Genomic DNA, 12,368 nt, shown 5'->3' with positions numbered 1-12,368 from the left:
CAGCAAACGAAAATCCGCGGAGGCGACTCCGCGGATTTTTTTATTCGATCTGGCCTTGCTCACGCAGTGCTACATGAGCACGGGCAGGAAGCCCGGCAGCGGGTCTGCGGCCTCGAGTTGCTCCACACCGCTCCATTCGGAGTCGGCCGCATTGGCGGCGGCCGGTGCGGCGTCGAGCTCGTCGCCAAGCGGCAGCCGCTTGGCGTAGGGCGCGGCAAACAGCTGCACACCGCGCTCGTTGATCGCAAACATCGGCGTGAAGTTGGCGAGTTCGCCGTCGTCGATCAGCTCGGAGCGGCGGCTGTCCAGGATCAGCCAATGGCCATCCAGCCGCGCCGCCAGCACGGCATGATCCTGGCGGACGGCGCGGTCGCGGCCCAGCACCAGGCGCAGCTCCCCGCGCGGGAAGCCGGCTTCGCTGAGCGCGATGTATTTCGCGATCGCATAGTCCTCACAATCGCCCTTGCCGGTGGCAAAGGTGGCGAGCGGCGCAGTCCAGCGGTCGGCCTCGCCGTACTGGGCGAAGTCGCTCACATAGCGGATCGCCTGGTTGACGGCGCGGTTGGCCTCATCGAGCCGGTCGCGTCCGGATTTGGCCTTGACCGCATTGATCAGGCGAAGGAACTGCGCGGCATTGGGCGGGCAGCCGGTCGCGTTCTCGCGGCACTGCTCGAGGACAGTCCGCTCCCTCGCGAGATCGGATTCGAGGCTGCGCCATTTGCGCCACAGGCCGTTCTCCGGCGCGCGAAAGGTGAACAGGCCGAACGGCTCGGTGCCTTCGGGCGGAAGCGGCTTCGCGGCCGGCAAGGCGTCGGTCGCCGTATTCAGCGGCGTCAGCGAGGCGGTGCGCATGGCGTTCGGCCCGCGGCCGCGCTGGCGGTCGAGCTTGGCCAGGACGTCGGTGATGGTGAAGAAGGTGGCGGGCGGGCGGTTCGACGCGGCATCCGACGCCGGCGCAAGCTCGCCGGCGGGAGTGCCGAAAGAGGGTTCGTCCGCGGCAAACGCGGACGGCGCAACGCAAAGACTTATTGAAAATGCAGCCACGGCCATGACGGCCGACGAAGCAAACTTCAGCGACTTCATATGACGTCCCCAATGCCGGGGACCGTCAACGTCTGTGCGTCGATCTGCGTCCCCGCTGTTATCGGGACGCAGACTGGCGCCTTGGCCGCTTAAGCGGGGTTAAGTGGAGGGGGCCGCCGACTGGATTGTCGGGAAGGCGGTCAATCCGGGGTTTGCCGGTTCGTTCGAAGTTGAACGACCTGACGTCATGATCGGTTAACCATGGACTTTGTGGCCCCGATCAGCGTTCGCGCAGGGCCTCGTCACGCAGCAGGCGGGCGGGCTTCATGATGTAGTCCAGCACGGACTTGTGGCCGGTCTGGATCTCGACCGTGGTCACCATGCCCGGAATGATCGGCAGCGGATGCTGCTCGGTGCCGAGATGGTTCTTATCGGTGCGCACCATTACCCGATAGAAGGTTTCCTGACGCTCGGTCCTCTCCGCCTTGTCGTCGACGATGGTGTCGGCGCTGATGCGTTCGACTTTGCCCTTCAGCGATCCGTAGACCGAGGAATCATAGGCGCTGATCTTCACCACCGCGTCTTGGTCGGGACGGATGAACGCGATGTCCTGGGGGCGGATCCGGCCCTCGACCAGCAGCGTGTCGTCGAGCGGCACGATATCCATGAGGTTGGCGCCGGGCGCCACGACGGCCCCGATAGTGCTGACATTCAGCTTGTTGACGATGCCGTGGACCGGTGCCTTCAGGTCAGTGCGGCGCACCCGGTCCTGGGCCGACTTGATGTTCTCGTCGAGCACGGCAAGGTCGCCGCGCGATTTGGCGAGATCCTCGTCGGCCTGCGAACGGAACGACGCGGTGATGTTTGCGATCTTCGACTGCGCTTCGGCCAGCTGGCCCTTCATCTCGGTGGCCTGCCGGTCGAGCCGCAGCATCTCGATCTCGGGCACCACCTTCTGCTCATAGAGCTTGCGGGTCAGGGTCTGCTCGCGTTCCAGAAGCTTCAGCGAGCCGGTGAGGCGGGTGACCTGCTGATTGAGCACGTCGATATCCTGCGCGACCTTCTGACCCCGCATCTTGAACACGCTGCTCTCGGTCGCAACGGCTGCGGGAACCATCTTGTCGAGATCGTCCGGGAAGGTGATCTCGCTTCGCCCGCGCGCCTCGGCGTCGAGGCGGGCCACGCGCGCCGCCATCGCCGCGCGGCGCTCGCGGATCTCGCCGAACTCGGAGGCGAACTTGGTATCGTCGATGCGCATCAGGGACTGGCCCTGCTGAACGATGTCGCCTTCGTGCACCAGGATGTCGCCGACGATACCGCCTTCGAGTGATTGCACCACCTGCATCTGCCGCGACGGCACGACGCGGCCGCTGCCGCGCTTGACCTCGTCCAGCACGGCAAAATGCGCCCAGATCAGGAACATCGCGAGCAGCGCGCAGGACGTCCACAGCAGCATGCGGGAGGTGCGGGGCGTGCGCAGCAGCGCCGCGGACCGGATATCGTTTGCAAACGCAAAATCGGAAGACGCCATAATATTCGCTCGTTATGCAGATTTCGGCTGGATCGTGTTCTCGGGCGCGGGTGCCGCGGATGCGGGCTTGCCCTGGAGCAGGGCGAGCACCTTGTCGCGCGGGCCGTCGGCCACCAGGCGGCCGTTGTCGAACAGCAGCAGGCGATCGACCATGTTCAGCAATGACAGGCGGTGGGTCGAAATGATGATGGTCATGCGGTCGTCGCGCAGCCCCTTGAGCCGCTCGAGGAATTCCTGCTCGCTGCGAATATCGAAATGCGCGGTCGGCTCGTCGAGGAACAGCACGCGCGGCTTGCGGATCAGGACGCGCGCCAGTCCGATCGCCTGCTTCTGGCCGCCCGACAGGCTGCGGCCGCCTTCCGAGATGGGCATGTCATAGCCCATCGGGTGGCCGGCGATGAAGCTCTCGACGCCGGAGAGCCGCGCGGCAAGCAGGATTTCCTCGTCGGTCGCCTCCGGCTTGCCGAGGGCGATGTTGTCGCGCAGCTTGCCGTAGAACAGGTCGGTATCCTGCATCGCAAAGCCGATGCCGGCGCGCAGGTCCGAAGGATCGTATTGCCGCGAGTCGACGCCGTCGACCAGGATACGGCCTTCCTTCGGCTCGTAGAATCCGAGCAGCAACCGGCCGACCGTGGTCTTGCCGGATCCCACCCGTCCGATGATGCCGACCCTTTCTCCGCCCTCGATCTTGAAGCTGACTTTTTCGAGCGCGTTGCCCGGCGCGTTGGGGTAGGCGAACGACACGTTCTCGAAGGCGATCTTGCCGTCGTCGATCCGTCTTGCGACATAGGACCGGGTCGGCGAGCGTTCCCGCTCGATCGACATGATGCGGTCGATCGCCTTGAGGGACGACAGCGTCTGCGTTCCCTTGGTGATCACGGACGCGATGCCGGCGATCGGCGCCAGGATGCGGCCGGCGAGCATGTTAGCGGCGACCAGCGCGCCGACGCTCAGCTTGCCGTCGAGGATCAGGAAGATGCCGACGACGACGAGGAGCAGGCTCGTGATCTGCTGGGCAGTGCTCGCGCTGGTGAGCGACATCGACGACCAGAAGTGAACGTCCTCGCCGGATCGGGCGGTCGCCGCGACCGAGCGTTCCCACAAGGTCTGCATCCGTGCCTCGGCACCGGTCGCGCGGACGGTCTCGAGGCTGGACAAGGACTCGACGAGCACGCCGTGCCGGGCGGCGGATTCGGCCTGCAGGCGCTTCATCGCGCGATCGAGCGGGCGCTGCAGCAGGAAGCCGATCAGCATCACCAGCGGGAGCATGACCAGCGGGATCCAGGCCAGCGGCCCGGCGATGATGAACAGCACGCCGACGAACAGGATGGCGAACAGCAGGTCCGTCGCCGAAACCACGCTTCCGGACGTGAAGAAGTCGCGCACCGAGTCGAACTCGCGGAGCTGGTTGGCAATGATGCCGACCGAGGTCGGCCGCTGCGCCATCTTCACCGACATCACGTGCTCGAAGATGTTGGCGGCGAGCACGACGTCGATGGTCTTGCCGGTCACGTCGATCATGCGACTGCGGACCATGCGGAAGATGAAATCGAAGACGATGCCGAGGCCCATGCCGATCGAGAGCGCGATCAGGGAGGGGATCGCCCCGTTGGGGATGACGCGGTCGTAGACGCTCATCGTGAACAGCGGCGTCGCCAGCGCGAGGATGTTGGTCAGGAAGGCGGCGATCGCGATGTGTCCGTAGCTGCGCCAGTGCGTCTTCACCACCGACCAGAACCAGTGGTTGCTGGGAATGTCTCCTGCGGCGACGGTGCGTGCGTCAGCCTGCGCGGCGCTTCTCACCAGAAACGCGTAGCCGGTATAGTCCGAGGCAAGCGAAGCGATATCCGCGATGCGCGGGGCATTCGGCGTGGCCGGATCGACGATCTTGATCGTCCTGCCCGCTGCGTCCGTGCCGAGCAGGATGAGCGCAGAGCCGTTCTTCATGATCAGGACGGCCGGCAAGACCAGCGCGGGAATGTCCGAAATGTCGCGCTTGATCGCCTCGGTCTCCAGACCCGCGCGCCTTGCCGCGCGATCGTAGAGCGAAACGGACAGCCGCCCGTCGATGATCGGAAGTCCGCCGAGGAGCGCTTCGCGGCTGACGGCGCGGCCGTGATGAGCCGCGAGAAAAGTCAGCGATGCGGTGAGGGGATCGTCGCCCAAGGCGCGCGGCCGGGCGGGCGCGGCAGGCTTCGAAGTTGCATCATCCGGCGAAGTGCGAACGGCGTCAGCCGCCGCGCTGGGGGTTCGAAACAACAACTGAAACCTCGACAACCAAAAATGGAAATGCAGAAATCGCATTCGATGATTTCGGGCAGGCTACAACAAATGGCGAACAAAATCAGCGAAACTTGCTTTAAGTATTAATACGGGAATCGAAAGGGCCCCATTTGGGGCCCTTCCGGAAGTCCTGATTTTTGATTGGCCGCTGTTATTGAGCGGAACTCGGGAAGGCCGACAGCAGCCAGTGGGGCTTCGTCGAGGCATAAGAACTCGCATTCGCCGTGACCGTCGGATCCGCGTAGATCACGTTCGGGGCGTCCGCAGCGCTCTTCTGCTGCTGCATCCATTCGGTGGAGCCGGGCACGGAAGCGGTCGTGGTCGATCCGCTGAACCGGTCAGCAAACCCGACATCCTTCGCCGGCTGGGCCGACGCATAGCCACCCTTGTAACCCTTGGCGGGGCGGACCGTGGCGGTCGGGCCCGGAACGGCGACGTGCAGCGGCTCGGAGCCGGTTTGCGGCAGGTTCACGCGAAGGGTGGGGAACGAATAGCGCGGCAGGCCGATCGACAGCATGTCGGTGGGCGCGGCGTCGACCGGCGGAGGAGCCTTCAGATATTCGATCAGGGTGCCCATCGCGGCCAGCAGCTGGTAGTCGGCGAAAACGACGACGCTGCGGGCGGAGGTGAGCGAGACCGATGCGTTGAAGAACTGGTTCTGCGCGTTGAGCAGGTCGATCAGCGAGCGTTGACCAAGCTCGTATTCCTTCTGGAAGGCCGCGATGGTCTTGCGGTCGGCTTCGAGCTGACGCGTCAGCGCCGCGATGCGCGTGGCCGTAATCGTACGTGCGTTCCACGCCTTGTCGATCGATTCATAGGCATCACGCTGCAGGCGCGCGTGGCGCATGGTGGCTTCGGTATAGCGCTCGGCCTTCTCCGACCTGTTCCAGGCGTCCTGGCCGCCGCGGAAGATGTCCCAGGACATCACCACCTTGCCGCTGTAATCCTCATGGGTCACGGCGGGATTTCCCGGTGCGGTCACGTACGGGAAGGAGTTGTCGTAGTGGGTCGCGCGTCCCTCAAGATAGAACTTGGGGCCGAACGTACCGTCCGTCGCCTTGAACGCATGCTTGGCGGCGTCGGCGTCGGACTGGGCCGCCGCAATCGTCGAATTGAACCGCAGCGTGGTCGCCAACGCTTCGTCGCGGCTGTGCGGCAATCCGCCGAGCGGGGCAGGGAAGCGGACATTGATCGGCTCGAGGCCGACGACTTTGCGGTACTTCGCCCTCGCGTCGTCGAGGCTGCGCTGGAATTCGGCGAGTGCCGCACGGGCGCTCTCGACGCGCTCCCGCGCTTGCTCCAGATCGCCTTCGCCGGCCCGGCCGCCCGAGAAGCGGGAGTTCACGTTCGCAAAGATCTTTTCGTGGTTGGCGACGTTCTGCTGTGCGAGGCTCACCAGCCGGATGTAGCGCACGACGTCCATGTAGCCTTCGGCGGCGTCGAGGGCCAGCAGCTCGGTTCGTTCCTTGACGCGGGAGGCCGCAGCATTCACGCGCGCGGTCTGGCGCCACACGTCATAGATCGAGGAGAAGCCGTCCCACAGCAGCTGGCGCACAACCACCGATTCCTGGCTGCCATTGCGCCAAGGTCCTGAGCCAACCGTCGGTGTCTGCACGGTGTTGATAACGCCCGGAGGTTGATCGAATTTTTCCGGTCCGTAGCTGGCGTCGATGCGCACCTGGGGCAGCAGCGTGCTCTGCGTCTGTCTCAGCTCGCTTTCCGTCGCTCGCCGATTCGCGGAGGCCTCACCCACGCCGGGGTTTGTCAGCATCGCCTGGCGTAACGCATCGTTAATGGAAAAAACCTCGGCACGCGCTGACGTTGCCGCCAGGCAAAGGCACGCGATGACCGTGTATGCCGATTTCATAATCCCGCCCCTAACTCACAAAAATTATTACGTAGAATCTGGCGAAGGCTAACAGCGGACAGTTCCGTAACCTATGACATTTCCGCCACACAGCGGTCCTAAGTGGGGTTGGCGGATTGTGCGCTGGCGGATAAAGGAATTGAGATTTTTATTAAAATTCAATGCGTTGGTTGCTGTTCCGTGACCGTTGGGGCTGGTGCCCGCCGGCAACACCGGCGATCGGAACCGGAGAGGTCAGTTAAGGTTGCCTTAACGCGCGCCGAGCAGCCGCCTACTGCTTACTGCAGGTCGCCAGATAGGTTGCAACCAAGGGCGTCGCCTTGGCGTCTGGCGAGGGGCCGGCCAATTGGCTGGTCAGCTTGTAGAGCGACTTGCTGGCGAAATAGAACCGGAAGATCTCGGTCGTGGACTCGTCCACGCGGGTCGCAAAGACCGATGCAGCGGTGCGGTGGGCGGCCGCAAAGACATAGGTGGTGAGCTTGGCTCCCTTGCCTTCCGTCGCCACAGAGGTCCCCCAGGTGACCGAGAAGGTTTCGCCATCGATCACCACCGACGGCCGGACCGTATCGAGATCGTCGTCGATCCACTGAACGTCGCCAGCCTTGCCTGAGGGGCCAACCTCAACCCGTTTGCCTCGCGGCGTGTCACAGGTGAACCTGGAAGGCTGAGCTATCGCTGCGCCCGTCGTCGCCAGCAACAACAAGACGCAGCCAACCAACCTCCACATTGGTTTTCCCCTCTGCAGTTGCGTTGGCTGGAATCATACCGGTGTCTCAGCTCGGCCGGCAGCTCGGTGATGTACGGACATGGCCGGTCAGGCTGCGCGCCCGTTTCGGACGGCGCGCCGTCACTCCGGCGCGATCGGATGCGCCGGGCGTTCGATCGATGGCCTGAGGTTGTCGAGCTCGACGAACACGTCAGCATGCCTGCGCAGCTCATCGGCGATCATCGGAGGCTTCGTTCGAATGCTGGAAACGACGGTGACGCGCACGCCCATCCGCCTGACGGCTTCGACAACGGCGCGCAAGTCGCCATCGCCAGAGAACAGGAACGCATGATCGATTCGGTGCGCGATCTCCAACGCGTCGACCGCGAGCTCGATACCGATGCTGCGCTTCATGCGTCGTCGTCCATCGCCGTCGTCGTGCGGCTTGGCCGCCTTTCTCCTGACCGCATACCCGTTGTAATCGAGCCAATCCACCAGCGGCCGGAGACTGCTGAACTCGTCGTCGTCCCTCACCACCGTGTAGAAATATGCACGGACGATTTGCCCATGTTTTCCGAACTCGGCGAGCAGTCGCCGGAAGTCGACCTCGAAACCGAGACTCTTGACGGTGGTGTGCAGATTCGCACCGTCGATGAAGAGTGCAATACGATCGGTCATCTCAAGTCCCCATGAGCCCCGGATCAGTCGCTGTACGCTTTGGTTCTAAAATTCCTCGAGCGCCGGGTGGGGGAGCGCCCTCATTGAAATGGCTAATCCTAGAACATGGAACCCGCTGGGAAGAAGCGGAAAGTTTCAACATCGCCGATGCGATTCTATTATCCGGCGGGTGCTGATCCGATCGCGGGCCGGAGCGACGCGGGCCGATTTTCATAACGGGGCCAACCTGATCGTGCGCGTATTGATAAGGCGCCGGTCGAGCGACCGGACCGAACATCACCTGCGGCCGTAGCTCAGCAAGAGTGCTGCCATCCGCGCGCCGGCGATGCCTGCGTCGTCGGGGCGCTTGCCGGCATCAGGCAATGGTGCGGCGCAATCGCAATGACGAGCAGCCGCCTGCAAGGTCATCATTGCGCCGCCAATGAAACTACATCTAAAATGATTGCAGTGTACCGACGCTGTTTCGCGCCGATGCGATATTTCGAGATACCACTTTTTTGCAGACACGATTTTTTACCAATACGAGCTTCGGATCGCTCGGTTTGGAGCACCATCAACAGCAGCAGGCGCCAACGGCGCAGCCGTCATGCTGCGCGCGCGGCTCGGCTCGCGCTGGCCGGCTTGCAACGACCGATGCGAAAACGCGAGGCACGGTCGAGGAGCGGGGCGGCGAGACTTGGCCAAAGCGCGCCAGATGCCTGGCCTTTCTCTCGCTCTGCATTCTACTGTCCTGTTGCGGGGCGGCTCGCCAGGCTGTCGAAGGGGAGGTGGATCCGGCGACGGCGAGCGCAACGGAGCCGACGCCGGACACGTCAACCGCGCCTGCAGCGGCCAAGGTTGCGGAAACCGTCAACCTCAACGGCGCGCTCGCGGAATGCCGCAGCGCGTTTCCGGATCAGATCGCGCAGGCGGTGGCGCGGACGTCATGCGTGATCAAGGCGACCGATCTTGTCCGGCCGCTGCTGCCGTTTCCTGAACTGCTCGATCGGGAGAACGCGCTACGCAAGGCACTGGCCGAGCAGGTTCAGGCAAGGACAATGTCCCTGCTCGAGCGAAACATTCAGATCCAGAAGCTCCACGCACAACTGCTCGACGAAGAGCACAGCAGGCTACCAGCGGCGCCGTCCGACGCGAGCAAGCCGCCGGCGGCGGTCACGCAATGGCGACAATCCAACCCGGAGGGTTGTGGCCGGCTCGGAGGCGACGCTGCGACCTGTTTTTGAAAAGAGCGATTTTCAGGGGATTGCTGGGTTGCGCCCAGCGGTCCGAGTCGACGATGATCGGCGGCGAGGGACAGAAAGCATGCAGTCAAGCAGTAACTCACTTCAGGTGAGTAGCGAGACGGGGCTGGGCGTGAATTCTGGGCGCAGCGATTACCTTCGGCCCTGGTTACCGCTCTTGCTCGCGGCGACTGCCTATCTCTCGATCATCGCCAGGGGCACTTTCCTGCTGAAGGATGCCGACATCTATTGGCATATCCTGGTCGGCCAGTGGATCGTTGATCATCGTGCTGTGCCTCACGTCGATATGTTCTCGTTCACGATGCGCGGTGCACCCTGGATAACCAGTGAGTGGCTGTCCGAAGTCCTTTATTTTGCTGCCTACAAACTGGCCGGATGGACGGGGCCGGTGATGCTGGCGGCGCTGTCAGCGTCGGCGGCGTACTACCTGCTTGCGCTCCTGCTCCTGAAAAGACTGCCGAACGTACCGGCCGCGATCTTGGCGTCGGCAGCAATCGTTATGACGTCGTTCCACGTGTTCACCCGTCCGCATGTCCTGGTCTTTCCCCTGATGGTGGTGTGGGCTGATGCGCTGGTCAGGGCCAGCGAAGAGCGGCGGGCGCCTTCCTTGGTCTATCTCCCGCTCGTCACGCTTTGGGCCAACCTCCACGGAAGCTTCGTGCTGGCCTTGGCGCTGATCGGGCCGTTCGCCCTGGAGGCGATCTGGATGTCGGATCAATCGGACCGCATCAGGATTGCAGTCCAATGGATTCGATTTGGGGTGCTGGCGCTTGTGGCCGCTTGCATTACCCCGTATGGGCCGGAATCGATGCTGGTCATCGGGCGCATTATGCACCTTGGAGGCGCGCTCTCGCATATTGGCGAGTGGCAACCCCTGGACTTCGGTACCTTAAGTACTGTCACACCATGTCTGATCGCGGGCCTTGCCTACATCCTTTTTAGCGGACTCAAGCTCCCTCCGATCCGGATCGCGACGCTGCTGGCGGTGGTTTATCAGATGCTCGTCCACGTGCGGTATGTCGACGTTTTTGCGCTGGTTGCGCCATTCTTCATTGCCACTCCGTTGGCGCAACACCTGTCATGGGCCCAGTTGCAGCACGATCGGAAAGTGGTCGCCCCAAAGCGCTCAACGGTGATCGCAACGATTGCCGCTCTCGTCATCGCCAGTGGGGTGATGGTCGCGGTCAAGGACCTGACGCCACCGCTGGTGCCGCGCGCCGCGGTTGAGAAGCTGAAGGAGCGGGGGGCGGAACGCGTCCTCAACGCCTACTTCTTCTGCGGATATCTGATGTTCCAGAACATTCCGGTGTTCATTGATTCGCGCGCTGAATTGTACGGAGGGGCCTTTCTCGATCGCTACGTGAATGCCATCTCGCTGTTCGATGTGGCGGACTTCGTCAAACTGCTCGATGAATACAAGATCGACGCGACGCTCCTGTCTCCGTCGACTCCGGCGGTGGGGCTGCTCGATCGGCTGCCGGAGTGGCAGCGGGCCTATGCCGATGATCTCGCCGTCGTCCACGTTCGGCGGCAGCCGCGGCACGATACCGAATCCCGGAAGTAGCTTGATACTCCACGACGACCGGGCAGGCTCCCATCGGCTGGTCGGGACCGCAAAATACCGGGTGCTGCGGTCGGCCTTGGGGGCCGCATAGGCGGTAGTGCCGCGCGGCGGGCGCCCGGACCGTATTCGCACGGGGCGACCGCATGTAGATGTCACGAAATGCGGAAATCCCTATAATTTAAGGGGCTTCCCGTTGTTGCTTCTCGGTCGCCGCGGTCGACGAGCATGTCGGCCGCCTACGCCGGTAGGGTTAATAAACGATTACCAAGTGACAGATTTCTCGCGACGCATTATAAGAAAATCCTAGTTGGCCTTGGATTTGCCCGCCAACATATTGCGTAAATTCATCCTGCGTAAATTCATCGTAAAAGGGATATTTTCCTATGTTGAACCTCTTTATCCAGACCACCGAAGCCTTCAAGCGTCTCGCCTCGGATAAGGACGGCGTTGTGTCGTTCGAATACGTGATCGTCGCCGCTTGCGTCGTCGCTGCCGTCGCCGCGGCATTCGGAACTGGCACCTCGACCGGCATCGGCTCGGCGCTGAGCTCCGCGATCAGCACGATCACCGCAGCCGTCACTACTGCGGTCTCGGCCTGATCCGAACATCGACGGCGTTGGCAGAGTCGTTCTGCCAACAGTCGTCGACCGGATTGCGATGTCGGCAAGGTAGAGGAGGCTATCTCCATGTTGCATTACATCAAGGCCAAAGAAGCGTTGCTGCGTCTGCGCACGGACAAGGACGGCGTCGTGTCGTTCGAATACGTGATCGTGGCCGCTTGCATCGTCGCCGCGGTTGCTGCCGCATTCGGAACAGATGCCACGACCGGTATCGGTTCTGCGCTGGCCAGTGCGATTAGCACCATCTCGACCGCAGTTACCACTGCGGCCTCTGCTTAAGCAGAGAAGATCCCGCTTCGGCGGCGGGCATTATTCTATGCCCCCGCTACTTCTGAGGCGTATATTTTATGAATTGGATTGCGTCCACGACCTCGTGTCTGGAAATCGCATTGTTGTTCTATGTCGCAACGATCGATATCGCGACACGGTTGATCCGAAACGAAGTTTGTCTGGCACTGGCGTTCCTTGGGATCGTTGGTCAAATGGCCGGTCCGATGCAGATTGGGCAATCGCTGGTCGTTGCTGCAATCCTGTTTCTGGTGCTCTTTGTGACGTACCAGCGCGGAATGATCGGCGGCGGCGATGTCAAGCTGCTGGTTGCCTTGGCGATCGGTCTCCCGCTCGCCGGCGTGATTGAGTTGCTGACCGTAACTGCATTGGCCGGTGGCGCTCTGGCCGCAGTGCATTTGATGATGCGCCGTCTGCCATATCCGAGGATGGCGCCCGCCGGATCCTCGCTTGCGCGAAGGGTCTACGCGGTCGAGCGTTGGCGTCATTTGAGACATGCTCCGCTGCCCTATGGGGTGGCCATCGCATGCGGCGGTATCTGGGCTATTTTGAGCAAAGGATTTTGAC

At 62.8% G+C, this 12,368-nt stretch carries 12 protein-coding genes; 5 read left to right on the top strand and 7 right to left on the bottom strand.

From position 1 onward, the window contains the following. Window positions 1–69: 69 nt before the first annotated feature. From QDT69_RS00345 to QDT69_RS00315, 7 genes are all read right to left on the bottom strand, one after another. Complete coding sequence (locus QDT69_RS00345; RefSeq protein WP_279704692.1) at window positions 70–1,083, bottom strand: transglutaminase-like cysteine peptidase; 1,014 nt, start codon at window positions 1,081–1,083, stop codon at window positions 70–72. Between the two features lie 220 nt (window positions 1,084–1,303). After that, complete coding sequence (locus tag QDT69_RS00340) at window positions 1,304–2,554, bottom strand: HlyD family type I secretion periplasmic adaptor subunit (RefSeq protein ID WP_279704691.1); 1,251 nt, start codon at window positions 2,552–2,554, stop codon at window positions 1,304–1,306. Window positions 2,555–2,566: 12 nt separating this feature from the next. Beyond that, window positions 2,567–4,720 carry a type I secretion system permease/ATPase gene (locus tag QDT69_RS00335; RefSeq protein WP_279704690.1) on the bottom strand — a complete coding sequence of 718 codons (2,154 nt, stop codon included), beginning with the start codon at window positions 4,718–4,720 and terminating at the stop codon, window positions 2,567–2,569. A gap of 268 nt (window positions 4,721–4,988) precedes the next feature. Next, window positions 4,989–6,704, bottom strand: a complete 1,716-nt coding sequence (locus QDT69_RS00330; protein WP_279704689.1) for a TolC family outer membrane protein — start codon at window positions 6,702–6,704, stop codon at window positions 4,989–4,991. A gap of 271 nt (window positions 6,705–6,975) precedes the next feature. Beyond that, the gene (locus QDT69_RS00325; protein ID WP_279704688.1) at window positions 6,976–7,431 is read right to left on the bottom strand and encodes a hypothetical protein; all 456 of its coding nucleotides are present in this window, start codon (window positions 7,429–7,431) and stop codon (window positions 6,976–6,978) included. Between the two features lie 120 nt (window positions 7,432–7,551). Further along, a complete protein-coding gene (locus QDT69_RS00320) occupies window positions 7,552–8,088 on the bottom strand; it encodes an NYN domain-containing protein (protein ID WP_279704687.1) in 537 nt (178 codons plus the stop codon). A gap of 276 nt (window positions 8,089–8,364) precedes the next feature. After that, window positions 8,365–8,595 (bottom strand): hypothetical protein, encoded by a 231-nt coding sequence (locus QDT69_RS00315; RefSeq protein ID WP_279704686.1) that lies wholly within the window; start codon window positions 8,593–8,595, stop codon window positions 8,365–8,367. Between the two features lie 260 nt (window positions 8,596–8,855). On the opposite strand from QDT69_RS00315, the gene QDT69_RS00310 reads away from it, so the two are divergent. From QDT69_RS00310 to QDT69_RS00290, 5 genes are all read left to right on the top strand, one after another. After that, on the top strand, window positions 8,856–9,311 hold the full coding sequence (locus QDT69_RS00310; RefSeq protein ID WP_279704685.1) for a hypothetical protein: 456 nt from the start codon (window positions 8,856–8,858) through the stop codon (window positions 9,309–9,311). A 79-nt stretch (window positions 9,312–9,390) separates the two neighbouring features. Further along, window positions 9,391–10,893 (top strand): hypothetical protein, encoded by a 1,503-nt coding sequence (locus QDT69_RS00305; RefSeq protein ID WP_279704684.1) that lies wholly within the window; start codon window positions 9,391–9,393, stop codon window positions 10,891–10,893. A 383-nt stretch (window positions 10,894–11,276) separates the two neighbouring features. Further along, the gene (locus QDT69_RS00300; RefSeq protein ID WP_279704683.1) at window positions 11,277–11,492 is read left to right on the top strand and encodes a hypothetical protein; all 216 of its coding nucleotides are present in this window, start codon (window positions 11,277–11,279) and stop codon (window positions 11,490–11,492) included. An 87-nt stretch (window positions 11,493–11,579) separates the two neighbouring features. After that, window positions 11,580–11,792 carry a hypothetical protein gene (locus QDT69_RS00295; protein ID WP_279704682.1) on the top strand — a complete coding sequence of 71 codons (213 nt, stop codon included), beginning with the start codon at window positions 11,580–11,582 and terminating at the stop codon, window positions 11,790–11,792. 68 nt (window positions 11,793–11,860) lie between these two features. After that, entirely contained in the window at window positions 11,861–12,367 is a 507-nt protein-coding gene (locus QDT69_RS00290) for an A24 family peptidase (RefSeq protein ID WP_279704681.1), read from the top strand. Window position 12,368 lies beyond the last annotated feature (1 nt).

Origin of the sequence: Bradyrhizobium sp. CER78 (assembly GCF_029846235.1) — a bacterium.
Taxonomy (GTDB): Bacteria; Pseudomonadota; Alphaproteobacteria; order Rhizobiales; family Xanthobacteraceae; genus Bradyrhizobium.
Note: the sequence above shows the minus strand (reverse complement) of the source record. Positions and strands in the feature narration are given on the sequence as shown.

Bases quoted from the DNA above. Each gene is read 5' to 3' on its own strand.
- QDT69_RS00305 (WP_279704684.1), top strand. From the start codon at position 9,391: ATGCAGTCAAGCAGTAACTCACTTCAGGTGAGTAGCGAGACGGGGCTG.
- QDT69_RS00320 (WP_279704687.1), bottom strand. From the start codon at position 8,088: ATGACCGATCGTATTGCACTCTTCATCGACGGTGCGAATCTGCACACC.
- QDT69_RS00345 (WP_279704692.1), bottom strand. From the start codon at position 1,083: ATGAAGTCGCTGAAGTTTGCTTCGTCGGCCGTCATGGCCGTGGCTGCA.
- QDT69_RS00300 (WP_279704683.1), top strand. From the start codon at position 11,277: ATGTTGAACCTCTTTATCCAGACCACCGAAGCCTTCAAGCGTCTCGCC.
- QDT69_RS00295 (WP_279704682.1), top strand. From the start codon at position 11,580: ATGTTGCATTACATCAAGGCCAAAGAAGCGTTGCTGCGTCTGCGCACG.
- QDT69_RS00330 (WP_279704689.1), bottom strand. From the start codon at position 6,704: ATGAAATCGGCATACACGGTCATCGCGTGCCTTTGCCTGGCGGCAACG.
- QDT69_RS00325 (WP_279704688.1), bottom strand. From the start codon at position 7,431: ATGTGGAGGTTGGTTGGCTGCGTCTTGTTGTTGCTGGCGACGACGGGC.
- QDT69_RS00290 (WP_279704681.1), top strand. From the start codon at position 11,861: ATGAATTGGATTGCGTCCACGACCTCGTGTCTGGAAATCGCATTGTTG.
- QDT69_RS00340 (WP_279704691.1), bottom strand. From the start codon at position 2,554: ATGGCGTCTTCCGATTTTGCGTTTGCAAACGATATCCGGTCCGCGGCG.